25 protein-coding genes are annotated in these 23,239 nt (G+C 27.5%); 6 read left to right on the top strand and 19 right to left on the bottom strand.

Going from position 1 to position 23,239, the window contains the following annotated elements; translation table 11 throughout:
• Nucleotides 1-136: 136 nt before the first annotated feature.
• Complete coding sequence (locus ACVHXK_RS14120) at nucleotides 137-1,318, top strand: tRNA-queuosine alpha-mannosyltransferase domain-containing protein (protein ID WP_461207053.1); 1,182 nt, start codon at nucleotides 137-139, stop codon at nucleotides 1,316-1,318.
• A gap of 132 nt (nucleotides 1,319-1,450) precedes the next feature.
• Here ACVHXK_RS14120 and ACVHXK_RS14115 read toward each other — a convergent pair whose 3' ends face one another.
• Nucleotides 1,451-1,714 (bottom strand): ATP-binding domain-containing protein, encoded by a 264-nt coding sequence (locus ACVHXK_RS14115; RefSeq protein WP_461207052.1) that lies wholly within the window; start codon nucleotides 1,712-1,714, stop codon nucleotides 1,451-1,453.
• 1,306 nt (nucleotides 1,715-3,020) lie between these two features.
• Here ACVHXK_RS14115 and ACVHXK_RS14110 point away from each other — a divergent pair.
• Entirely contained in the window at nucleotides 3,021-4,235 is a 1,215-nt protein-coding gene (locus ACVHXK_RS14110) for a cation:proton antiporter (RefSeq protein ID WP_461207051.1), read from the top strand.
• A gap of 156 nt (nucleotides 4,236-4,391) precedes the next feature.
• Here ACVHXK_RS14110 and argF read toward each other — a convergent pair whose 3' ends face one another.
• The 3 genes from argF to ACVHXK_RS14095 all read right to left on the bottom strand — a co-directional run bounded on the left by argF (nucleotide 4,392) and on the right by ACVHXK_RS14095 (nucleotide 8,201).
• Nucleotides 4,392-5,384 carry an ornithine carbamoyltransferase gene (argF, locus tag ACVHXK_RS14105; protein WP_461207050.1) on the bottom strand — a complete coding sequence of 331 codons (993 nt, stop codon included), beginning with the start codon at nucleotides 5,382-5,384 and terminating at the stop codon, nucleotides 4,392-4,394.
• A gap of 390 nt (nucleotides 5,385-5,774) precedes the next feature.
• Entirely contained in the window at nucleotides 5,775-6,377 is a 603-nt protein-coding gene (locus ACVHXK_RS14100) for a DUF1836 domain-containing protein (protein WP_461207049.1), read from the bottom strand.
• 441 nt (nucleotides 6,378-6,818) lie between these two features.
• Entirely contained in the window at nucleotides 6,819-8,201 is a 1,383-nt protein-coding gene (locus ACVHXK_RS14095; protein WP_461207048.1) for a tRNA nucleotidyltransferase/poly(A) polymerase family protein, read from the bottom strand.
• A 716-nt stretch (nucleotides 8,202-8,917) separates the two neighbouring features.
• On the opposite strand from ACVHXK_RS14095, the gene ACVHXK_RS14090 reads away from it, so the two are divergent.
• A complete protein-coding gene (locus tag ACVHXK_RS14090) occupies nucleotides 8,918-9,163 on the top strand; it encodes an AbrB/MazE/SpoVT family DNA-binding domain-containing protein (RefSeq protein WP_461207047.1) in 246 nt (81 codons plus the stop codon).
• Between the two features lie 105 nt (nucleotides 9,164-9,268).
• Here the strand turns inward: ACVHXK_RS14090 and ACVHXK_RS14085 are convergent, their stop codons facing one another.
• From ACVHXK_RS14085 to ACVHXK_RS14075, 3 genes are all read right to left on the bottom strand, one after another.
• A complete protein-coding gene (locus tag ACVHXK_RS14085) occupies nucleotides 9,269-10,384 on the bottom strand; it encodes a C40 family peptidase (protein WP_461207046.1) in 1,116 nt (371 codons plus the stop codon).
• Between the two features lie 148 nt (nucleotides 10,385-10,532).
• Nucleotides 10,533-11,393, bottom strand: a complete 861-nt coding sequence (rsmI, locus tag ACVHXK_RS14080) for a 16S rRNA (cytidine(1402)-2'-O)-methyltransferase (protein WP_461207045.1) — start codon at nucleotides 11,391-11,393, stop codon at nucleotides 10,533-10,535.
• Nucleotides 11,394-11,704: 311 nt separating this feature from the next.
• Nucleotides 11,705-12,454: a tRNA1(Val) (adenine(37)-N6)-methyltransferase gene (locus tag ACVHXK_RS14075; protein WP_461207072.1), complete on the bottom strand. Its 750-nt coding sequence runs from the start codon at nucleotides 12,452-12,454 to the stop codon at nucleotides 11,705-11,707.
• A 271-nt stretch (nucleotides 12,455-12,725) separates the two neighbouring features.
• Here ACVHXK_RS14075 and ACVHXK_RS14070 point away from each other — a divergent pair, with 271 nt between their 5' ends.
• On the top strand, nucleotides 12,726-13,304 hold the full coding sequence (locus tag ACVHXK_RS14070; protein ID WP_461207044.1) for a hypothetical protein: 579 nt from the start codon (nucleotides 12,726-12,728) through the stop codon (nucleotides 13,302-13,304).
• A 64-nt stretch (nucleotides 13,305-13,368) separates the two neighbouring features.
• On the opposite strand, the gene ACVHXK_RS14065 is transcribed toward ACVHXK_RS14070, so the two are convergent.
• The 10 genes from ACVHXK_RS14065 to ACVHXK_RS14020 all read right to left on the bottom strand — a co-directional run bounded on the left by ACVHXK_RS14065 (nucleotide 13,369) and on the right by ACVHXK_RS14020 (nucleotide 19,071).
• The gene (locus tag ACVHXK_RS14065) at nucleotides 13,369-13,557 is read right to left on the bottom strand and encodes a hypothetical protein (protein WP_461207043.1); all 189 of its coding nucleotides are present in this window, start codon (nucleotides 13,555-13,557) and stop codon (nucleotides 13,369-13,371) included.
• Nucleotides 13,558-13,663: 106 nt separating this feature from the next.
• Nucleotides 13,664-13,834, bottom strand: coding sequence for a DUF362 domain-containing protein (locus ACVHXK_RS14060; protein ID WP_461207042.1), 171 nt, complete (start codon nucleotides 13,832-13,834; stop codon nucleotides 13,664-13,666).
• A gap of 126 nt (nucleotides 13,835-13,960) precedes the next feature.
• Complete coding sequence (locus ACVHXK_RS14055; protein WP_461207041.1) at nucleotides 13,961-14,131, bottom strand: DUF362 domain-containing protein; 171 nt, start codon at nucleotides 14,129-14,131, stop codon at nucleotides 13,961-13,963.
• Between the two features lie 93 nt (nucleotides 14,132-14,224).
• Nucleotides 14,225-14,398, bottom strand: a complete 174-nt coding sequence (locus ACVHXK_RS14050; RefSeq protein ID WP_461207040.1) for a hypothetical protein — start codon at nucleotides 14,396-14,398, stop codon at nucleotides 14,225-14,227.
• A 29-nt stretch (nucleotides 14,399-14,427) separates the two neighbouring features.
• Entirely contained in the window at nucleotides 14,428-15,342 is a 915-nt protein-coding gene (locus ACVHXK_RS14045; RefSeq protein WP_461207039.1) for a PSP1 domain-containing protein, read from the bottom strand.
• Between the two features lies 1 nt (nucleotide 15,343).
• Nucleotides 15,344-16,288 (bottom strand): DNA polymerase III subunit delta', encoded by a 945-nt coding sequence (locus tag ACVHXK_RS14040; protein ID WP_461207038.1) that lies wholly within the window; start codon nucleotides 16,286-16,288, stop codon nucleotides 15,344-15,346.
• 23 nt (nucleotides 16,289-16,311) lie between these two features.
• The gene (locus tag ACVHXK_RS14035; RefSeq protein ID WP_461207037.1) at nucleotides 16,312-16,641 is read right to left on the bottom strand and encodes a cyclic-di-AMP receptor; all 330 of its coding nucleotides are present in this window, start codon (nucleotides 16,639-16,641) and stop codon (nucleotides 16,312-16,314) included.
• Between the two features lie 72 nt (nucleotides 16,642-16,713).
• Nucleotides 16,714-17,388 (bottom strand): dTMP kinase, encoded by a 675-nt coding sequence (locus ACVHXK_RS14030; protein ID WP_461207036.1) that lies wholly within the window; start codon nucleotides 17,386-17,388, stop codon nucleotides 16,714-16,716.
• Nucleotides 17,389-17,431: 43 nt separating this feature from the next.
• Entirely contained in the window at nucleotides 17,432-18,805 is a 1,374-nt protein-coding gene (locus ACVHXK_RS14025; RefSeq protein ID WP_461207035.1) for an aminotransferase class I/II-fold pyridoxal phosphate-dependent enzyme, read from the bottom strand.
• A gap of 44 nt (nucleotides 18,806-18,849) precedes the next feature.
• Nucleotides 18,850-19,071, bottom strand: a complete 222-nt coding sequence (locus ACVHXK_RS14020) for a sigma factor G inhibitor Gin (protein ID WP_461207034.1) — start codon at nucleotides 19,069-19,071, stop codon at nucleotides 18,850-18,852.
• A 173-nt stretch (nucleotides 19,072-19,244) separates the two neighbouring features.
• Between ACVHXK_RS14020 and ACVHXK_RS14015 the strand changes: the two genes are divergently transcribed.
• A complete protein-coding gene (locus ACVHXK_RS14015) occupies nucleotides 19,245-20,381 on the top strand; it encodes a zinc-binding metallopeptidase family protein (RefSeq protein ID WP_461207033.1) in 1,137 nt (378 codons plus the stop codon).
• A 12-nt stretch (nucleotides 20,382-20,393) separates the two neighbouring features.
• On the opposite strand, the gene ACVHXK_RS14010 is transcribed toward ACVHXK_RS14015, so the two are convergent.
• Nucleotides 20,394-20,882: a hypothetical protein gene (locus tag ACVHXK_RS14010; protein WP_461207032.1), complete on the bottom strand. Its 489-nt coding sequence runs from the start codon at nucleotides 20,880-20,882 to the stop codon at nucleotides 20,394-20,396.
• Nucleotides 20,883-21,160: 278 nt separating this feature from the next.
• Between ACVHXK_RS14010 and ACVHXK_RS14005 the strand changes: the two genes are divergently transcribed.
• Nucleotides 21,161-22,102, top strand: a complete 942-nt coding sequence (locus ACVHXK_RS14005) for a magnesium transporter CorA family protein (RefSeq protein ID WP_461207031.1) — start codon at nucleotides 21,161-21,163, stop codon at nucleotides 22,100-22,102.
• Nucleotides 22,103-22,291: 189 nt separating this feature from the next.
• On the opposite strand, the gene ACVHXK_RS14000 is transcribed toward ACVHXK_RS14005, so the two are convergent.
• Nucleotides 22,292-23,050, bottom strand: a complete 759-nt coding sequence (locus ACVHXK_RS14000) for an NAD-dependent protein deacylase (protein WP_461207030.1) — start codon at nucleotides 23,048-23,050, stop codon at nucleotides 22,292-22,294.
• Nucleotides 23,051-23,239 lie beyond the last annotated feature (189 nt).

Raw genomic sequence — 23,239 nt, 5'->3', positions numbered from 1 at the left:
TATAGTTCACAGTTCACAGTTCACAGTTCACAGTTCACAGTTCACAGTTCACAGTTCACTGTCATTGTGAACTGTTGTGCATCATTATTAAATAAGATAATATAAGATAAGCTGACACTAATTTAAGGAGACAAGAATGAAAATTTTAATTATAGAACCTTTTCTTACAGGTTCACATAAAACTTGGGCGGAAGATTTTCAGAAGCATAGCAATCATACTATCGAAATAATGGGCTTGAAGGGTTCTTTTTGGAAATGGAGAATGCATGGGGGCGCTATTGAACTAGCGAAACAATTTTTAGAATTAGACTATACTGCTGATTTGATTATTGCATCAGATATGCTGGATTTAACTACTTTTGTTTCTCTTGCTAGACATAAACTTAGAAATACTAAAATATCAATGTATTTTCATGAAAATCAATTAAGTTACCCTTGGTCCCCTAATGATAAAGATGTAAAACTCAAAAGAGATTTACATTATGGTTTTATTAACTATACTTCTGCACTATGCTCTGATCATATTTATTTTAATTCAAACTACCATATGCAGTCATTTTATAATGCTCTTAATCTATTTCTTAAAGCCGTTCCTGATTATAAAAATCTTCAAGCAATAGAAGAACTTAAATCAAAAAGTTCTGTATTATCTTTAGGTTTAGACCTGAATAAATTTGATTCTTCAATAAATCAAAATAAACTATGTACCATTGAATCTAATTTAGATACCACTAACCACATATACTCAGAAAATAAAGCCTTTACTTTCAACTTTAATAAATCTATGCCGCTAATAATATGGAATCATAGATGGGAATACGACAAAAATCCAGAGTCTTTTTTTAATGCTCTATTTAAATTAAAGGAAAAGAATTTAAAATTCAAAGTTGCTATATTAGGGGAAAGTTATAAAAATAAGCCTAAAATATTTGAGAAAGCTAAATTAATTTTAAAAGATGAAATTGTAAAATTCGGAATGGCTGATACTTTTAAAGAATATGCTGAGTGGTTAAGATATGGAGATATATTACCTATTACATCTAATCAAGATTTTTTTGGAATTTCAATAATGGAAGGTGTGTACTGCGGTTTATATCCTATTCTTCCAGAAAGACTTACATATCCAGATTTATATGATATAAAAAACAATCCACAATTATTCTATTCTACAGAACTAGAATTTGTGGATAAACTTGAATTTGCTATAAAAAATGTGGATAAAATACGAAAAATAAATTATAACACCTTAACTCATAAATACGATTGGTCTAATATGACAAAAATCTATGATGAAGAAGTGATAAACTTACTAAAATAGTTACTATTGTATGTTATGGTTAAACCTTAAAAATAAATTTAACTAAAATCCACCACAATATATACCCCAGATTGATACATTCTTCTGCTATATATTGTGGTCAGAGTTCAACTAATTAATTTTTTTATAATATCATACCAAAAGTTCTGATATCTTATCTTTAAATAATATAAATTCACTATGTAAAGCTCTAGTTAATGCTACATATAATACCTTTTTATCAAGTTCATTATCCTCATATTTATTAAAACTGCAATCATATACTATAGAACAATCAAATTCTAACCCTTTTGTCTTATAAGCAGGAATTATTATTTTATTGTTCTTTATTTCATTTTCATTATCTTCTATTAGTGTCCAATTGTATCTACTTATATCTTTTAAATGTTCATACAATATTTTAGTATCTTCAGAACTTTTACAAATTATTGCTACATATTTTTCGTTATCTTTTTCTAATTCTTTTATTAAGCTATCAATAACTAAATTAATATCTTTTTCATTGTTTACTTGTATAACTTTTGGAGTGTCTCCATAAACACCTTCTTTTTTGATAAGTTTACAGAGTGCAGAGTACAGTTAAAACATTAAAATATTTAATATTTTATGACCAAAGAGAAGAAAATAATCATTAACTACATAATACAAACTACAATCCACTCACTAATTAAAAAATAAGAACTATCAATATAAACAATGGTCTATAAATCAACAATCCTTTAAAACATAGTTTTACTATAAAAAACAGAATATTTTTATTGTAATTGGTTATCATAATTATTACAAGAGGATTTAACATTGTTGAGTTAAGAGTGTTACGAGATCTTAGGGTTTTTTAACATTCGAGCAAAGGTGTATACGGGATTGTATGGTTCTTTATATGCCGGCGTTAAGATTATTATATGTTGTGAAAGGCTATTTACGTGCCGAAATGTATATATTTGGTCCCAAGCTATGTATAATGGTTCAACGAAGATAATATAGGGTTCCGCAGGCTATTCGACAATTCAGATGTAATTAATTCGAATTCGTTTAGGGTTATATATAGTCGAGAGATTATGTATAGTTCTTAAGGTATCTTATATTATCGAGCAAAGATGTGTATGAGTTGTGTAATGCTTGTGTGTTGTCGAGAGACTGCATATAGGTATGTAATGATTTATATGGGTCGGCGTTAAAATGATTTTAAGTCTTCTTTAACCCTATAAGGTAAATGTAGGTCCTAACCAAACCTACATTTTTTATTTGCAATTTTTAAAGCTATTTTACACACTCTTTTTTTGTCGTATATTTTATTCTTTTATATAATCCTATATCCTATAATTATAAAGTTTTTATTAACCTTTTATGTTTATATCTTTAATATACAATCTATTATATCTAGTAAAAACGAACATTCAGCTAATGAATACGTTTAACCTTCTCTATTTTAATTCATTTAATAATTTATAAACATTTTGTGAATTTTACTTTAAAAATAAAAAAGCCTATACTTATTATAGAGGATTTTTATATATACTTTTCTCTGTAATCTAAGTGCGCGCTTCTTTACAAATTATACCAAAACTATGTACCTATTCCTATTCACTCTATACGAAAAGTAATCAGTAATTTAAATAAGCCTAATGTAAAAATTGTTTTAATACAGTTTCTTTTACAGAAGGCAAACTAGATTTAAACTAATCAGAAAGAAGATGATTTAATGCATATGCTGTTTTATTTAGGTATTATTTTAATATCTGGCTTAATAATGGGTAAGTTAGTTTCTTATGTAAGATTACCTAAAGTTACTGGATATCTACTTGCAGGAGTTATTATTGGCACGTCATTTTTAAATTTAGTACCTAGTACTATTTCCGGTAATTTTGATATTATAGCTGATGCTGCTTTAGGATTTATTGCTTTTTCTATAGGAAGTGAATTTGAATTCAAAAGTATCAAAAAGCTAGGATTGGGTATTTTTATTATAACTTTATTTGAAGCTTTAGGTGCAGTTATAGTTGTATTCTTAGTTTTAAAATTTATTTTTCATGCACCTACAGATTTTAGTATTGTACTAGCCTCTATTGCAGCTGCTACAGCTCCTGCAGCTACTTTAATGGTCATAAAACAATACAAAGCAAAAGGACCATTAGTAAATACTTTACTCCCAATAGTTGCCTTAGATGATGCTGTAGGAATCATAATATTTGGCATTTCTTTAGAAATTGCTAAATCTTTATCATTATCCGCAAGTACAGAATTTTCAGTCATAAATGCTGTATTTATGCCTATTTTAGAGTTATGCTTAGCTATTATTATAGGATTTGCAGTAGGTTTTTTAGTATCTTATATATCAAAAAAAGCAACTGGCCCGGACCAATTACTAACTATAATTTTAGCATCGCTTTTCTTTACAATAGGTCTTGTAAATTCTATAGGGATTTCCTCTTTATTAACTTGCATGACTGTAGGCGCAACTATTACTAATATTACTTCAAATAGTAAAAGAGTATTCTCTGTTATTGAAAAATTTACTCCTCCAATCTATATGGCATTCTTCACAGTAGCTGGAATAGAATTGGATTTAAGTTTATTGAGCCATGTAGGATTATATGGAATAGCTTATATATTCGCAAGGGTAATTGGAAAAAGTTTAGGGGCTTATTTTGGGTCAAAAATTGCAAAATGTCCATCTACTGTTCAAAAATATCTAGGTTTTACATTAGTTCCTCAAGCAGGAGTAGCAATTGGACTTGCTATGATAGCCGAAATAAGTCTACCTGCATATGGTGCTTCTATTAGAACAATTATACTTTCCGCAACCGTAATTTATGAGCTAATTGGACCATTATTAACAAAGACTGCTTTAATTAAAGCTGGAGAAATTGAAATACCAACTCCTATAAGGACCCATGCCAAAACTCACACTGTTTAACTAAAAAACTAACCTTATTTTTCAATTATATGGTGTTCACAGTAAAACTTTATCTATACATGTTAAAAATCTACTAGCTTGAGTAGTTTCTAACATGTATAAATAACTAGTTTAACCGGAAACCATATATTATACTTTGCAATTTTATATAAAAACTTATCCTAAAGTTGCAACCATAACAGCCTTTATAGTATGCATTCTATTCTCCGCCTCATCAAATACTATAGACTTATCACTCTCAAATACTTCGTCAGTAACTTCTATAGCATCTATGCCAAATTTATCATAAATTTCTTTTCCTACTTTAGTGTTTAAATCATGAAAAGCAGGCAAGCAATGCATAAATTTAATTTCTTTATTTTTTGTCATATCAAGCATTTTCATATTTACTTGGTAAGGCATCAATAGTTTTATTCTTTTTTCCCATACTTCTTGTTTTTCTCCCATAGAAACCCAAACATCTGTATATATAACATCTGCATTTTTTACTGCTTTCATCGGGTCATCTTCTAATGTAATCTTTCCTCCACTCTCTTTTAAAATGTCTTTACATTTCTGAACTAACTGCTCTTCTGGAAATAATTCTTTTGGTGCTGCTATTACAAAATCCATACCAACCTTTGCTGCGCCAATCATAAGTGCATTAGCCATATTGTTTCTGCCATCACCAGCATACACAAATTTTATATCTCCTAAGGGTTTATTAAAATGCTCTTCTATAGTTAAAAAATCTGCTAATACTTGCGTTGGATGATCTTCAGTTGTAAGACCATTCCACACCGGAACACCAGCATACTCACCTAATGTTTCTACTATTTCCTGGCCAAATCCTCTATACTCTATTCCATCAAACATTCTACCTAATACCCTTGCTGTATCCTTAACAGATTCCTTTTTACCAATCTGACTACCTGTAGGTCCTAAATATGTAACATGAGCACCTTGGTCTTGTGCCGCTACTTCAAAAGCACATCTTGTTCTAGTAGAATCTTTTTCGAAAATCAAAGCCATATTCTTACCTTTTAGCTTTTGTATTTCTGTATTAGTCTTTTTAGCAAGTTTAAGTTCTGCTGCTAATTTTAATAAATACATAATCTCTTCTTTTGAATAATCCATTAACGTTAAAAAATTTCTATTCTTTAAATTCATTTAAACACCCCTCCATTTTTATGTATAATTATACATCTTTTTAATTATTTATGCAATATTATTTAATTTATCTCTTCCTATATTATTGGCAACTTATATTAATACTAATCTATATTTTATAAAGTTGCTTATTTATAAAGTAAATACTTTATAAATAAACATATAAATATAAACAATATTCTAAAATATGGCCTAATAAACATCAAAAAAACAAAATGCCCCTGATAATATTCAGCAACATTTTATGGTCATTTATTCTTTATTTGTTTTATTATTTACTAAATCCAAAGATTTTCTGATAAAAGAAGAAAATCCACCTTAATTGTGCATTGTGCATTGTGCATTGTGCATTGTGCATTGTGCATTGTGCATTGTGCATTCAATTATATCCTATTCATCAAATGATTTACCATATTCGTCAATAATTTTTTTAGCTAATTTTTTTGTAGCACTTGCTTGTGCAATTAAACTCATAACTACTAAAAATACAAGTATTCTTTCTTCTTCATCTTCTTTTAAATTCAAATCTTCCAAATAAGCTTTTAGCTTTTCTTCATCAAAAAATTCTGTATTTAAAAAACTATCAAAACTTTGAGTTTGTATCTTCGTAAAAATCTCATAGGCTTTTTCCCAAGATATAATATCATCGCTTCTGTCATTTATTTCATTAAAAGCTAAAGCAAATACTTTTTTTATTTCATCAGTAGTAAGTACAGGTCTCATATGACTTAGCAATACAAGCTGAGCTAAATGAATTTTTGTATATCCTCTCTTCCTACCATCCTCTGGCTTTGACACAACTTCATTTTTGATATAGTTTTGAACAATATTATTTGTATATTTCTCTTCTTCAAATTTATCATTTAGTGTATCAATTACTTGTGATAAAAACAAATCATACCTTGGTAAATCTTTATATGAAACTAAACTATTATCTGAAATTTGTTCAGCTAAATTCTTAATATTTTTTAATACTTCTACACTTTTATCCACTTTTTAACCTCCATTACAAATCAATATACTCTATGAATCTATAAATCTATAAATAAAAGCTTTATTATTTAAAAACTTAATTAATAATTATATTATACGGTAATCATAACTATATTACAAGTTTTAAAAATAAATATCCTATAATAATATGCTCCCTTATGATCTTTTTTAAATACATATATACTATTATATACTCTAAAATAACAACCTTATCCACAAAATAGTTATAAATATGTGTTTTTATAAAAAGTTATCCACATTATTGCGTCTTTATCCACATTGTCTGTTGATAACTTGTGTATTTACTTATTCTCTTTTTTTCTTTAATATCCTCATTTATTTATATATATATATTAAATCAACTAACAATATATCCACAAACATCTGTGTATATATTGTGGATATACTGTTGAATACATGTGCATATCTATGTATATTTAATTATAAACTATTCCTTAATAAAAAATCTATGGCATCATTTTTGCTAGTAATATGTCCAAAATAAGTTTGTTTATCTAATTGATTAATAATTTCTCCTATTTCTTTTCCTATAGCATTAGTATATTGTATTATATCGCTACCATTCAAATACTTATGTACTTTTATATCCTCATATAATTTATATTCGTCTATTATATAAACTAAAAACTTCTCAAAGTTCTCCATTTGGTCTTCCGGATCGTACAAGCTTTTTGTAGCTAACATATCACAATAACTCACAGCAATAATATATTGAATATACCCATCATATTTTTTAAAAAATTTATAAAAAGAATTCTTATAATCCTTTATCTCATTTTTATATAAACCCAAAATATACATATGTGCCCCTACGAGAGTTTCTACAATTTTTTTACCCTCATTCGAAAATCCTAGCTTTACACATATATTACCTACAATTTCTTTACCTTTAACGTCATGTCCAATAAAACTTATTTTATTACCATCCTTTTTATAGCATTCATATTTTCCAACATCATGAGTAAAACATGCAAAAGCAATATAATTATGTACACTAAAACCCGCTATTTGCTTTTCCTTTAACTCTAGTGAAAATCCATCGAATAAAATTTCCTCAGAAACAAGTTTTTTATAATTTTTATAAACCATATTAATATGTGTAAAAACATCTTCAACATGATATTTGCATTTACCTATTTTTTTTAATTCATTTAGATTTGGTATTATTTCCTTCAAAATTTCGAATCTATCTAAACAATAAAATGCTTGCCCATAAAAATCTTTATCTATTATCTTCATTATTTCAATAAATAGTCTTTCTTTAGGTGCCTTAAATATATTTCTAGCCTGCTTTTTTATTTCTGATATTAATGTTTCTTCAATTTGCAGTGAATACTGATTAGTAAATCTAACAGCTCTTAAAATTCTTACATAATCCTCAGCAATACTATTCTCATTTACTCGTTTAAGTAGTTTATTGTTTATATCTTCTATTCCTTTATACGGATCGATAAATACATTATCTATAATATCAAATGCAATAGAATTAATACTAAAATCACGATTATATAAGTCTTCTTCAATAGTATTTCCTTTTAAAGGTGAAATATCAATAATTATATCTTCATCTGTAACTCTATAAATAGATGCTTCTTTTTTAATTATGTATATATTAAATCCTTTTTTTCTAATATGATTAATGAGTTGTTCAACATTGCCTGTATATATTATGTCAACATCATTAATATATGATGACATTTTCATAACTTTATCTCTACAATATCCTCCAACTGCATAAAATTTACCATTGCATTCTGTAAAATCTTCAATCATTCCATTAAATTTATTTATATATTTATCCATATTAATCCCCCTTTTATAAAACAATTACTTATTATATTATTTACTGCTAATCTAAATATTTATACATGTCCAAAAATAGCTGGTTCCTATTGTATTTAGATCACATATAAATACAATTTCATATACACTAGTTTCTATATATAGTATTAAGTATAACTCAGATTCATAAATTAATTATTGAATTTAATAATCCTTCTTGTCCTAAGGTGAAAAAAATTTTCTTATATTTCCAATTTCATAGGCTTATTTTTTATTAAGATAAATAATTTCATATATATGTAATCATTATAATTTTATGTATGCTTGTTTTTTCATTTGTTTTCAATTTGTTCAATATATTGTAATTATACCTTATTTAATGTTAAAGCTTATTAAAGTATTAAAATAAATTATTTTATTTTACAGTATATAACTATTTTATTTTAGATTTTAGATTTCTTAAATTATTACTGTAATTTTATATATATTTTATGATAAATCGGTTTAATCCTTGCTATCACTAGCTTTAATGAATTTTTAATTTAACTTTTGTAAATAAAGAAATTTGTTGACTTTCCTCAATATACATAGTATATTATACATTAGTGGAATTAATTGAGAAATTTGTTTTAATGTAAGAATTTTTTTACGAATTTTATTGACTTCTTATGTAATATTTGTTATTATTTATTTACAACTTGTCGAAAGTTGTAATATTTGAATTAGGAGGAACCTTAATGAAATCAACTGGAGTTGTTAGAAGAGTAGACGAGCTTGGAAGAATTGTTATACCAATAGAACTAAGAAGAACTTTAGACATCGCTGAAAAAGATGCTTTAGAGATTTATGTTGATGGTGAGCAAATCATCTTAAAGAAATATCAACCAGCTTGTATCTTCTGTGGTAATGCAAGAGATGTTATAAACTACAGAGGTAAAAATATCTGTCAAGAATGTATGCAAACATTAAAAGAAGATAAATAATTCTTTATATGATTAGATAAAGGGTGGACAACCCTTTATTTTTTTTATATTAAATTATAGTTTAAAATAAAGAAAACTACTGAAAAATCAGTAGTTTTCTTTATTTTAATAAACTCTTCTTGCTGTATAATAGTCTGATCTTGATGATAGTGTTGAAATCTTAACAACATCACCTGTACTAGGTGCATGCATATAAGAATTATTTCCTACATAGATACCAACATGATGGACAGCTCGTCCAGGTTTTGCGAAGAAAACCAAATCACCAGGCTGCAAGTCTGATTTTGCTACATATGTACCTACTTTTGCTTGGTCTCTAGATACTCTTGGTATTGAAACCCCAAAATGTGCAAAAACATATCTTGTAAATCCTGAACAGTCAAAATAATTTGGTCCAGTAGCTCCCCATACATACGGGGTTCCTAAGAAATTAGAAGCATACGCAACTATTGAATTCGTTGATATACTTGCAGAACCTCTTGAGGGACTATATGATGGTGTTGCTTCTCTTGCTGCTTCGATTAAACTCTTTGTTTTAGCAATCTCTTTTTCATCTTCTGTAACTATACTAGCGTACTTACTTGCTTCTTTTTTAGCTTCATCAATCAACTCTTGTTGCTTATCTTTATCTGCCACTAAACTTTCTTTCTTTTGAATTACAACGTCTTTATAATCGATCAATTTGTTATTTTCTTCAATCAATTCAAGCTTTTGAACTTCAATTTTAGCTTGCTTTTCTCTAAGATCATTAATTATTTCTTCATCTAACTCAGAAAGTGTTTTAATAGTTTGAACTCTTGAAAACAAATCGCTTAAACTTTCAGCTCCCATAAGTATTTCTAGATAGCTAGTACCTCCAGAGATATACATAGCAATCATTCTGTCATTATACATTGCTTTTTCATCTTCAATATCTTTTTCTGCAGCATCAATATTTTCTTCTGCTTCTTGAATTTGAAGTTCTAATTGGGCGATTTTTTCTTCTGTGTCATCAATATCTATCAGTGTCTGTTCAATTTCTACATCAAGTAATTCAATTTCTACTTGAATTTCTTCTACTTTTTTCTGAGCTTCTTCATAATCTTCTTTATGATCTTCTAGTTCTTCCTGTTGATCTTCTAATTGACTTTCGTAATTCGGAGTAGCAAAAACAGTCTTTGACTGGCTAAGAGAAGCTAACATTGCTACCGATAATACTATCGCTGATACTCTCTTATGCACAAAAATCTCTCCTTCACAATATATACTCAATACACTCTATTTTATTATAACATCACAAACCTGTTTTTTCAGCAATATTCCTTAAACTTTCTATGAATTTTTAACTTTAAAACAATTTTTTTAAACTTTATTCCCACATTATGTATTTTTATAGTTTAAATGAGAATTTGTATATTTCAGATTTCGACATTTCTCGGTCTTTTGCTACTTTCTTTATTGCTTCCTTTTTGCTTTCCCCTTTTTCTATATATTCTTGTATATGGTCTTCTATAGACAAATTAATCCAATCTTTTTTTTCTCTTTCTTTTAATTCTTCTTCACTTAATCCTTGTAATACTATTACAAACTCACCTTTAGTATTATTTTCCTCATAATATTCAATAGCCTCTTTTATCGTAAACCTTAATATCTGTTCGTGTAATTTCGTTAGTTCTCTACAAATAGCAATTTTTCTATTTCCTACAATTTCATATAACTCATTTAAAGTCTTTGCTAATCTATGTGGAGATTCATATAGTATTATTGTCTCCTTAATATCTTTTAATTGCTCAAATGCTTTATTTTTACCTTTATTATCTTTTGGAATAAACCCAAAAAAAACAAATTTAGTAGTATCAAGTCCTGAATATATAAGTGCTGTAGTAAATGCGGTAGCACCTGGTAATACTTCTAGTTTATACTCTTTTTCAATACACTTTCTAATCACTACACTACCTGGATCAGAAATTCCGGGAGTTCCTGCATCAGAAACTATTGCAACATCATTACCTTTTTCTAAATCTAATAAAATAACATCACTTTTATCATACTCATTAAATTTATGATAACTATAAATAGGTTTTTTTATTTCAAAATGATTTAATAATTTTATACTCTGTCTAGTATCTTCTGCGTATATAATATCAACCATTTTCAATACTTCTAAAGCTCTTAAAGTAATATCTTTCAAATTTCCTATAGGGGTAGGGACTATATATAGTGTACCGTTTTGTTTTGTATCTGTTAACATTATTTTTCCCTCCAACATTTTTTCTTCCTCTTATATTAATGCACTTTTAAACCAATGCACAATTATCAATGCACCTTTAAACCAATGCACAATTATCAATGCACAATGCACAATTAATGGCGATTTTGCTACGCAAAATCCACTATTTTAAAAAAGATTAAAAACATTTATCTTCTTTTATTAAGTATTGTTTTATTAAATACTCTTTTCTTAATTAAAGATTTTCTGACCAACGGGAAGAAAATCATCCTCAATTGTGCATTGTGCATTGTGCATTGTGCATTGTGCATTTTTTTAAATTGTACTTTTAATTATTTCCGTCCATAGATTTCATTTATCTCATCTGAATAGCTTCCATCAAGATTATATACATAAAGAGGTTTTTCCCACTTTAAGAATTTACCTCCATCTCTTTGTCCTTCAACTAAAACTATGTTTGGAGCCTTATTTATATTTGGATGAATCATCCTAACTCTTTTAGGTTCAATTCTGTGCTTTCTCATCAGTACAAATATATCTGCTAATCTCTCTGGTCTATGAACCATATACATTCGTTTATTATCCTTTAATAATATCCTACAAGCTATTATAACATCTTCTAATGTACAACATATTTCATGCCTAGCTATAGCAACTTTATCTTGTGGATTTACTATCCCTGAATTTGCAAGTTTATATGGTGGATTTACTGTAACAACATCAACTTTAGAAAGCTTCTTCATCAAATCTATATTTGTCAAATCCCCTTCTATAAAATCAACTCTACCTTCTAATTTATTAATCTGTTTTGTTCTGCTTGCCATTTCTACCATTTCTTTTTGGATTTCTATTCCAGTTATATTGTCTGCATTAGTTTTTCCTGTCATTAAAATGGGTACTATACCTGTTCCAGTACATAAATCTATTACTTTATCTTTTGTTTTAACATTTGCAAAATCCGAGAGCAATACTGCATCTACTCCAAATCTAAACCTTCCTTTCTTTTGAATCAAATGAAGATTATCCAATTGCAGATTATCTAAAGTTTCATCTTCTTTTAAAATACTAAAAGCTGAATTCATATCAATATCATTTTTTATCACATTATCACCATCTTTAATTTCTTTTTTTAATACGTACCCTCATTATATAATTAATAATGGTATTATTTCAATTTCTAATAACTAATTTTAATCTATTAATTAGCTATTACCAACATTTATATCCAATATACCCAATAGAAATACAAGAAATTACTATTTTAAATATAATAACGTATTAACTTTCTCATTATTATAAGGTATAATTATGCTTGTCTTAATAAAAGATTATATTCTATGAGGGGGATTCTAATTGTACTCTTTATACAATGTTTTTTCATTTGAAACACTTTGCAATAACATAATTGATGAAGAACTAAATACATTTTTAAAAAATCGCCTAGATTCAGCTTATTCATATTCATTAAAACTTTGCAAAGATCCGAAATCTTACTCAAAAGGTGAATTCAAGGATACAATAATAAATAAAGTTGACCTTATTTTTTTATTTACCTATGTAATTGAAAAAATAAGTTATGAATTAGAATTATCAGAAGATCTAAGCACTGATACTAATGATTATAATACTTCTAATATCGGGATAGATTTATATGTTAACCAAACAAGATTTCATGACCATCTTATAAATACTTGTGATGTTCTAGCTGATGAAATAGTTGCTCATTCTTTCAACTCAATTGGACATACTATTTTTTCTTTTGAAATCAAAGAAAATGCAGAAACTTTAAGCAATCAACATCAAGATATTTATAAAAAATTAAGTGATTCATTGATAGAGTCAAAACCTAAAATTAAAGAATTACTAGTAAATTTCACCTTAAAAAATTCTATTCCTTCTTATAATTCATCATCAAAAAAATATGTAAGTTAATTTTGTTTATAAATAAAAATACCTAGAGCTAATTATAACTTTAGGTATTTTTATTTGATTATTTTTATTTTGGAAATCCACGCCATTTTGAACATGTATAACCCTGCATAGTCTTCATATTATAGAATCCATGAGGATTTCTACAATTACCTTCTTCACATTGAACATCTATATAATTAAAATCAACTTTTCTTTTTCCTATCCAGTGTATACAGGTACCACATACTCTTTCCACTTTTCCCCATACAGCCATGCATAACCCCCATAAATAATTAATCTTTATATACTATGCATTATAAGTGTTTCATATTACATATTAGCAAATAAAAAAAGACCGTCTATTAGAACGGTCTTTTTTATTACTCTGCTACTGGAGCATCTACTGGACAAACACTAGCGCATGCACCACAATCGATACAAGTATCAGCGTCGATAACGTATATACCATCACCTTCACTTATAGCATCAACTGGACATTCTGATGCACAAGCACCACAACTTACACAAGAATCTTGTATTTTATATGCCATGAAAAAACCCCCTTTTCACATATTAAGTATATATATTGATTACATATATTCGTTTTATATTTTACCACTATTTTTTATTAAAAGGAATAGTTTAATAAAAAAAACCGTTTTTGAATGGTTTTAAAATCACTCAGCTTCTGGTGCTCCTACTGGACAAACATTAGCACAATTCCCACAATTGATACAATTATCAGCGTCGATAACGTATATACCATCACCTTCACTTATAGCATCAACTGGACACTCAGATACACACACACCACAACTTACACATGAATCATTAATTACATATGCCATTAAAACATCCCCTTATAATCTTTTAGATATGCATAAATAATATTTTCTCACTTCAAATATCAATAAATGTCATTTTATTATAATACATTTAATTTAACAATCCAATGCATCAAATATTTCGTCTTCCGTAGTAATTTTTTCATCATAAATAATTTCAATTTCATTATGAAGAATTCTACACGCAATAACGCCTTCTAAGCAAGATATTTTATCAATAAATTTTTCTGAATATCCTCTTTGCATATCTAAATTTGTAACTATTCTCATACTTATCCCCTCTAAAACAAATAATAATCTTAATCTTCTTTTAGTATTTCATTTAACTCTTTATATTCTTCATTACTATATCTATTTTTGCTATTATATATACATTCATCATTTTCTCTATACTCATAATCACCTTTTACTAACTTAACCTTTTTTATATGGAAAGGTTTTATTATATCTTCACCATCTTTAATCTTTATTTTTACATTTACTGTTTCTTTAACTACTGAATTAGCTACAACAATACCCCTACCAAGTTCTGTCTCTACAATAGATGATACTCGTGGAAGTTCTTTTTTTATTTCTTCATAAGTACTCTGTTCATAATTAAGACAACACATAAGTCTACCACAAATTCCTGATATCTTAGATGGGTTCAACGAAAGATTTTGTTCTTTTGCCATCTTGATGGAAACAGGAGCAAAATCTCCTAAGAAACTAGAACAACACATTGGTCTACCACAAGGTCCTAGCCCACCAATCATTTTAGCTTCATCTCTTACCCCAATCTGCCTTAGCTCTATTCTAGTCCTAAATATGGACGCTAAATCTTTTACTAACTCTCTAAAATCTACTCTTCCTTCTGCTGTAAAATAAAATATTACCTTATTATTATCAAAAGTGTATTCAACATCAATTAATTTCATTGGAAGATCATGCTCTTCAATCTTATTTAAACAAACTTCAAAAGCATTTTTTTCCTTTTCCTTATTTATAGTATGTTTCTCTATATCTTCATCAGTAGCCAATCTTATTACATTTTTTAAGGGAGTAATTATTTCATCATCCTGTACGTTTTTAGTAGCAATAACACATTCACCAAATTCTGTACCTCGAACCGTTTCAACTATTAAGTATTGATTTAAATTTATATCTAATCCATTAGGTGAAAAGTAATATATTTTGCCAGATTTTTTAAATCTAACACCTACGACTTCAATCATTTTATACCTCCTGCATCTTATAGAGCATTGCATCAAAGACTAGTATGGGATTTACTCTAGATTCTAGTCTTTCTCTTGTTTCATTAATTAGTTCAACAAATCTACTCAAATTCTTATACGAAATAGCATCTGCTAATTCATGTATATCCTCTATTTTATCATAATTTAAAATAAAGTCACTATTTCTAGTTTCTTTATATATTATAATATCCCTAAAATAGGCTAGAAATATGTTTAAAACCTCATTCCATCTATCTTTATTCTTATCCAAAAAATATGATGCTTCCTTAAAAAAACTATTTTCTTTAGCTATTAATGATAAAATAAGCTTCAACACTTCTTCTCTTATATTACTCAACTTTTGATCTTTAACAAATTCATCTATTTTTCCTGGAATACCATCTCCAAAATTTAGAAGAACCCTTTTTTCTTTATCTGACAAATCAGTATAATTAATATCTATATATTTTTTGATATCATATGAATTCAATTTATTTAATTTATGTACTTGGCATCTAGACCTAATAGTCTGTAAAATTGTTTGTAAATTATTTGTAAGTAGTATTATGACTACCCCTTTTGGTGGTTCTTCTATTGTTTTTAAAAATGCGCTTTGAGCTTCCTTAGTCATTTTATCTGCTTCATATATTATTACTACCTTTTTATCACTTTCGTAAGGCTTTTTATTAATCTCTATTATTAATTCCCTAATATCATCGACTCCAATAGATTTTTTTCCTTTTAAGACTCTCCATTTAAGAATATCAACGTAATTCCCCCCCGTTTTCTTACCTAATATCCCTAAAGCAAATTCTTCTGCAATCATTTTTTTGCCAATGCCATCTTCTCCTACAATTAAATGTGCATGAGAATACTTTTCGTTAATAACGGAATTATATAATCCAGTTTTAACAACGTCATGTCCTATTATCTTGTTAAAATCCATAAGATATCCTCCAAAGAGACCTGTTAAATTTTCAAAAACTGATCAACATCTAGTACAAATACAGTCGCTCCCCCAACTTCTATCTCTACTGGATAAGGAACAAACATACCTGTAGTTTCAGTGATAGGTGAAGGTGCTGCTACAACTTGTTTTCTTTTTTTACATACTTCTTTTATAATTAAAAGAACTGCTTCTACTTTTTCTTTTTCTACTCCAATTATTAATGTTGAATTTCCTGATTTTAAAAATCCACCTGTAGTAGCTAGTTTTGTAACTCTGTACCCTTTTTCAGTTATAGCCTCTACTAATTCACTTGTATAATCATCTTGAATGATTGATAAAATTAATTTCATAATAATCCCCTCCATTTCTTAGATATATTTTAACATACTGAATGGAAAAATAAAACATTACCTATTTGAATACTAAATAGTACTAATAACTTTACTATAAACATCTTTTTGAATCTCTTCAATAGTTCTTATATTATCTTCTTTTACACAATTTATTGTAGCCCAATTGTATTTTTCTGCAACATAACAAGCATTATAATAAGAATTCTTTAAATATTCTTCATCCCTTTCATGAATATCTTTACTATCTTTCCCTGTAATCTTATTTTTTCTATTCTTCATAAGTTTTTGACTATATTCTGGTGGCATATTTAAAAACAATACTAAATCTGGTACAGGAAGACCCATGTTTGTAAATTCAAATTCCCACAACCAGTTTAAAAAGCTATCCTTTTCATTATTATCCTTAATTTTAGATGCCTGATGAACCATATTTGCCGTTGTATATCTATCAGCTAATATAATTCCTCCATCTTCATAGAAACTCTTCCACTGAAGCTTATACGATGCATATCTATCTACTGCGTAAAATGCAGATGCGGCAAATGCATTGACATCCTCTGGTTTATTTCCAAAATCACCTGCCAGATACATTTTTACAAGAGTAGAAGAAGGGCTATCATAATTTGGATATTCCACTTTCATAACCTTCTTATTATCTTTTAATAATCTTTTGTACAATAAATCTGATTGAGTTTTCTTTCCTGCTCCATCTGTTGCTTCAAGTATAATTAACTTTCCTTTCATATTATCCTCCATTTTTTTATTGTTACAGTGCACAGTTCATAGTTCACTCTAATATCTTAATCTTATATTCTTTTATGTTATTATTTTCATATTCTATACCCATAACCTCTATACCTTCATCAATATATTTTATTATAACTTCTATAAGTTCGCCATCTATTATTTCTCCAGGCATTAGTAAAGGCACTCCAGGTGGATATGGTATTATTGCCTCTCCTGAAACTTTACCTTCTGCTTTTTTAAGTTTAATTTTCTCTGTATTCATATTAATTGTCTCATATGGCATAAATCTAATATCTGGTATCTTTATATCAATTATATTATGCACTTTAATTTCTTCATAAAATACTGAACATTTACTTATTAGCCTATACAGCTCATCAAAATCCTTCTTCGTATTAAAAGGTGTGGCTATCAGTACTATATTATAAAAGTCGTGCATCTCAATATCTAAATTATTTTGGTCTAAATAATTAACAATTTTATCAACCCTATAATTATTTTCAAAATTTAGAATTATTCTCGTAAAATCAAAATCATATATGCTCTTTCTAAAACACTGCCTATCAACAACATTAACAAAATCAAGATTCTTTATATCTTTTTTAAACTCCTCTATTACTTGATACAATTTTTCATAATCCTTACTTGCTAATTCTTGCAAATAGTACCTAGCATAATCCATAGAGCCCATCAACATATATGATGGACTCGTGCTTGAAAACATTTTCAGATACATATTAGTCTTTTCAATTAATGCCTCATTGTTTATATGCATAAAAGCTGTTTGAGTAAAAGCTGGGAGTGTCTTATGACAACTTGTAACAACTAAATCTGCGCCTAATTCAACTGGACAACTAGGTAATAATTTATTTGCATTAAAATGTGCCGCATGTGCTCCGTCTATTAAAACAAGAAGCCCTCGTTTATTACATTCATCTACTACTTTTTTTAAATCAAAGCAAACTCCATAATAATTGGGGTAAGTTAAAATTATCCCCTTTGCTCTTTTATTTTTATCTATAATTTTAAATAACTTCTCCTCATCGATTGAAAGAGGAACATTATATTTTTTTTCATACTTATTGTCTATATAAACTGGCTTTAATTTTCTAAGAATAAGCCCATTATAAATTGACTTATGACAATTTCTTTCAACTATAATTTCATCTTGTTCATTAAAAGCTGAAAAAAACATAGCAAGGTTTCCTGAAGTGCTTCCATTTATTAAAAAATATGATTTCTTTGATTTATATACCTTTGTTAAAAGTTCTTCTGCTTGCTTTATTATTCCATCTGGATGGTGTAAATTATCCATACCTTTTATTTCTGTAATATCACCTTTTATAATTTCTTTGCAAAAATTCTTACCCATTTCCGTATTCAAAAAACCTCTTCCTTGTTTATGCCCTGGCATACAAAATGATATTCTCTCCTGGTTCTTGTATTCAATAATTTTATTCAAAAAAGATGTTTCTTGCAATTTTCGCTCTCTCCCTTTAACATTTTAGTCACAATAGTATTCTTAATACAGCCTTTTATATACTTGTAATCCTCTGATTCACTTGTCGATTGTATAATCATTAGTTCACATTGTCTACATATTCCTTTTCCATTAATAATTATACCATCATTCAACCTTTTACCACAGATTATACAGTATTTCTTTTGCCCTAAATACATATAAGCCTCCTTTTTTTAAATTAGATTATAATTTAAAGATATGAAGTTTTAACACAAAACTTCTTTTACTATATATTTATGCACCTAAACACAAAACTTATTTTGTCCTATAAATAAATTTATATTTTTTGGTTAAAATATATGTTGATACTATACTATTAGGGGGAATTGATGTGAAACAAAAGGCTATTACTTATTTATCTACATTAGACAGTATGATTTATAAAATTCTATCTGGGCTATACTCATTTAATGAACGTGGCTATCAAGAATATAAATCTTATAGTTTTATAACTGATATTTTTAAAGAAAACAACTTTAGAGTAGATGAACACATCTATGGTATTAATACAGCCTTCAAAGCAGAATTTGGCAATAACTATCCTACCATAGCTTTAATTTGTGAATATGATAGCTATGACCCGTTTGGACATATATTAGGAACTAATGTGCTAAATGCTGTTTCAATTTGCGCCTCTATGGCCATTACTAAAATTATTCCTTCCATTGGGGGTAAAGTACAGGTATATGGATGCCCAGGAGAGTCTGTAAGTGGCAGTAAAGCTATCCTTGCTAAGCTAGGAGCTTTTGAAGATGTAGATGCCGTTATATCCTTCCAACCGCATAATTTCAATGCACAGAATGGCACCTCTCCTGCAACTTTACCTATAGAAATAAAACTTGAGTTTATAGATGAATTACAGATATTCGACAGTCCATCATATCTATGGTATGACATAATAAATAGTATTCAGAATTTATTTAATAGGAGTGATGACATCTGTATTGACAAACTGAATATTCAGGGTTCTTTAAATCCCAAAATTAAAAATACAGAAACTATAATAGATTTTACAATTAAAGCTTCAAGTCTTGATAAAGCCTATGAATATAAAAAAAAGCTTTGTGAACTATTAACAAAATTATCAACGTCGCTAAACTTTAGCTTTAATTTAAATTTATCTGGAGTTCCCTATCATAGTTTAAAAATAAACGAAACATTAAGTAGAATATTTGTACACAATATGAAAGAAAATGGGATAATAAACGTAGAGAATAAAAAAGATTTCACTTATGGTTTAAGTCTAGGGAATATTAGTACCTTAATACCAACAATAAAACCATTTATTAAAATAGGTAATCCTGAATTATTTCCTTTTGCTACAGAAGAATTTTCAAAACTAACATTGAAAAAAGATACAATTACATGTGTTAAAAACATTGCTTCCTCTATCTGTTGTACATTCATTGATCTTGTAGAAAAAGAAACATTGCTTGAAGAAGCAAAAATTGAGTCAAATAAAAGCTAGGGAATCCCTAGCTTACATATTTTCTTCCATTAATTTATCAAGTTTATTAACTAAAGAATTACTTGGTTCAAATAAAAAAGTCACTTCTTGTCCATTTTTTAGATAATTACATTTATAAATATCTCTATTTTTGCTAAAACATATATATCTTCTACATAATATATCTTTACTACATATATTACTTTTTATTTTCTTAATTGAAATAATTTCAGAAAGTCTAAAATTCTCTTTTACATTTTGATGATTATCTCTAAATACTTCATAAATAATAAATTGATCAGCAATTATTGAATACTTATACTTTATTGAACATTTTTTAAGTTGCTTATAATTCAACATAATTATCAGTACAAATATTATAGAAGAAGAATATGTGTCTATACTTTGTCCTCTAATTTCAAGGGTTCCCATAAAATCCGATAACAGTATGGCCAAAACAGATAAAAATAGCATTGTACCCAATGCTATTAGTTTTTTTTTCATAATAGTCTCTTTATACATTCCACACAAGGTCCTCCGTGAATTTCTCAAAAGCTCATATAGTGATTATACTAATAATTAATATAATATCCAACCAGTAATATAACCATATCTATTAATATTTGTCCATATTACGTTAATAGTATTAATTAAATATTCAATTCTATCTATTTTGCGTTTATACTCACAAATGCTCTCATTTATTCTTAGTTCAAAATTTATTTCAGCTAAATTTTTAATTTTGTATAGACTAAGCTATAATAATACTATATGCTATTTTTTAGAAAGGAGTGATTACAATGATATTTTTATACAAGACCCCGTTAGGTAATCCTAAAATTCATAAGCTAGAAAATTTAGAAGATGGTTGTTGGATTCATTTAGTTGATCCAAGTGAACAAGAATCTATTCTAATATCAAAAAAAACTGGAGTACCTCTAGAATTTATTAATGCAGCACTGGATGAAGAAGAAACTTCTCGTATAGATATTGAGAATGATAATATTCTATTTATAGTTGATATGCCTTATTCTGAAATGGAAGAAAATTCTTTAACTTATGAAACTTATCCACTTGGAATAATATATACAAATTCTTATATTATAACTGTATCGTTGAAGAACAGTAAAGTTTTTTCTGATTTTATAGATGGTAAAATAAGGTCTTTCTATACTTATAAACGTTCACGGTTTATTTTACAATTACTTTATAGAGTTGCAGGATATTATCTAAATTGCTTAAGACAAATAGGCAAGAAAAGTTTAATGTTACAAAAAACTTTACATAGGTCTATGAGTAATAAAGTATTGTCACAATTACTTTCACTACAAAATTCACTAGTGTATTTTTCAACTTCTCTTAAAGCTAATGAAGCGACGTTAGAAAAAATGCTAAAACTATCTATTATGCAAAAATATGAAGAGGATAAGGATGTACTCGAGGATGTCATTATTGAAAATAAGCAAGCCCTCGAAATGACCAGTATTTATACTAATATTTTAAATACTACTATGGATGCATCAGCAAATATGATTTCAAATAACCTTAATCAAGTTATGAAGTTTTTAGCTTCAATAACTATAGTTATGTCTATTCCAGATATATTTTCTGGTATATTCGGAATGAATATGGGTGGACTTCCTTTACTTCATAATCCCAATGGATTTTCAATTGTAATATCTTTGATTTTTATTACTACAATAATTACTATTATATTTTTAAATAGGAAGAAGATGTTTTAATAACCTGTAAACTTTTATTATTATTTTTCAGATAAAATTATGCTTTAATAATATTGTGAAGAGTGAAATCTGAAATATTAAGTTAAGGATGATAATTATATTTAATTAAAATGTAAACGAAAAATTAGGAAGTCATCCATCATTTCACACTTCACCTTTCGCTCTATTAATAAAACAATACTTTATAAATCAACAACTCTTTGACCCATAGCCAGTTTTTAATAAAGCCTTTCTTAAAACATCACCAATACTATCTCTGATTATTAAATTTGCTCTATCATCATAAGCTGTTTGCGTTTTATTTATTAAAACGAGTTTATTACCACTATAAAAATCAATAAGCCCTGCTGCTGGATAGACTACTAAAGAAGTTCCCCCTACTATTAATAAATCAGATCCTTTTATATATAGAACGGCAGAGTTCAATATATTAGAATCTAAACCTTCCTCATAAAGTACTACATCTGGACGTACTATCCCCCCACATTTATCACAATAAGGAATATACCCTTTACTATTTAAAATATAATCTAAACTAAATTTTTCATTACATTTAACACAATAATTTCTATGAACAGAACCATGTAGTTCTAATACATTTTTAGATCCTGCCATCTGATGAAGACCATCGATATTTTGAGTTATTATTGCTTTAAGCTTACCCATTTTTTCTAGATTAGCTAATGATATATGTGCTTTACTAGGCATAGCTTCTTTGTATATTAAATTTGCTTTATAAAAATCAAAAAAATCCTCAGTATGTTCTTTGAAGAAAGTATAACTTATCATTACCTCAGCATTATAACTATAATTATTAACTGTATTATATATACCTTGCTGAGATCTAAAATCAGGAATATTGCTTTCTGTAGAAACTCCTGCCCCTCCTAAAAAAACTATATTTGAGCTTTCTTCAATTAATCTAACTAATTTTAAAATATCATTCATAAAAATACGCCTCCTATATATTATAATATATTATATTTCTTAGTAATAAAAGAATTGTGTTTAAAAAAATTTTTGAATTATTAGATATCTTCTTGAAAAAATAAAATTGGACATAAAAAAAGAACTCTACTATAAAGTAAAGTTCTTTTACCTGGCAACGTCCTACTCTCCCACACCGTCTCCAGTGCA

Source organism: Clostridium sp. DL1XJH146 (assembly GCF_054819755.1).
Note: the sequence above shows the minus strand (reverse complement) of the source record. Positions and strands in the feature narration are given on the sequence as shown.

Excerpts from the sequence above, each read along its gene's own strand:
- ACVHXK_RS14090 (WP_461207047.1), top strand. The coding sequence starts at position 8,918 with ATGAAATCAACTGGAGTTGTTAGAAGAGTAGACGAGCTTGGAAGAATT.
- ACVHXK_RS14005 (WP_461207031.1), top strand. The coding sequence starts at position 21,161 with ATGATATTTTTATACAAGACCCCGTTAGGTAATCCTAAAATTCATAAG.
- rsmI (WP_461207045.1), bottom strand. The coding sequence starts at position 11,393 with ATGTTAACAGATACAAAACAAAACGGTACACTATATATAGTCCCTACC.
- ACVHXK_RS14075 (WP_461207072.1), bottom strand. The coding sequence starts at position 12,454 with ATGAATTCAGCTTTTAGTATTTTAAAAGAAGATGAAACTTTAGATAAT.
- argF (WP_461207050.1), bottom strand. The coding sequence starts at position 5,384 with ATGAATTTAAAGAATAGAAATTTTTTAACGTTAATGGATTATTCAAAA.
- ACVHXK_RS14110 (WP_461207051.1), top strand. The coding sequence starts at position 3,021 with ATGCATATGCTGTTTTATTTAGGTATTATTTTAATATCTGGCTTAATA.
- ACVHXK_RS14120 (WP_461207053.1), top strand. The coding sequence starts at position 137 with ATGAAAATTTTAATTATAGAACCTTTTCTTACAGGTTCACATAAAACT.
- ACVHXK_RS14060 (WP_461207042.1), bottom strand. The coding sequence starts at position 13,834 with ATGGCATATAAAATACAAGATTCTTGTGTAAGTTGTGGTGCTTGTGCA.
- ACVHXK_RS14030 (WP_461207036.1), bottom strand. The coding sequence starts at position 17,388 with ATGAAAGGAAAGTTAATTATACTTGAAGCAACAGATGGAGCAGGAAAG.
- ACVHXK_RS14040 (WP_461207038.1), bottom strand. The coding sequence starts at position 16,288 with ATGGATTTTAACAAGATAATAGGACATGACGTTGTTAAAACTGGATTA.
- ACVHXK_RS14050 (WP_461207040.1), bottom strand. The coding sequence starts at position 14,398 with ATGAGAATAGTTACAAATTTAGATATGCAAAGAGGATATTCAGAAAAA.
- ACVHXK_RS14020 (WP_461207034.1), bottom strand. The coding sequence starts at position 19,071 with ATGTATTTAGGGCAAAAGAAATACTGTATAATCTGTGGTAAAAGGTTG.
- ACVHXK_RS14010 (WP_461207032.1), bottom strand. The coding sequence starts at position 20,882 with ATGTATAAAGAGACTATTATGAAAAAAAAACTAATAGCATTGGGTACA.
- ACVHXK_RS14095 (WP_461207048.1), bottom strand. The coding sequence starts at position 8,201 with ATGGATAAATATATAAATAAATTTAATGGAATGATTGAAGATTTTACA.
- ACVHXK_RS14035 (WP_461207037.1), bottom strand. The coding sequence starts at position 16,641 with ATGAAATTAATTTTATCAATCATTCAAGATGATTATACAAGTGAATTA.
- ACVHXK_RS14045 (WP_461207039.1), bottom strand. The coding sequence starts at position 15,342 with ATGATTGAAGTCGTAGGTGTTAGATTTAAAAAATCTGGCAAAATATAT.
- ACVHXK_RS14025 (WP_461207035.1), bottom strand. The coding sequence starts at position 18,805 with ATGCCAGGGCATAAACAAGGAAGAGGTTTTTTGAATACGGAAATGGGT.
- ACVHXK_RS14055 (WP_461207041.1), bottom strand. The coding sequence starts at position 14,131 with ATGGCATATGTAATTAATGATTCATGTGTAAGTTGTGGTGTGTGTGTA.
- ACVHXK_RS14000 (WP_461207030.1), bottom strand. The coding sequence starts at position 23,050 with ATGAATGATATTTTAAAATTAGTTAGATTAATTGAAGAAAGCTCAAAT.
- ACVHXK_RS14065 (WP_461207043.1), bottom strand. The coding sequence starts at position 13,557 with ATGGCTGTATGGGGAAAAGTGGAAAGAGTATGTGGTACCTGTATACAC.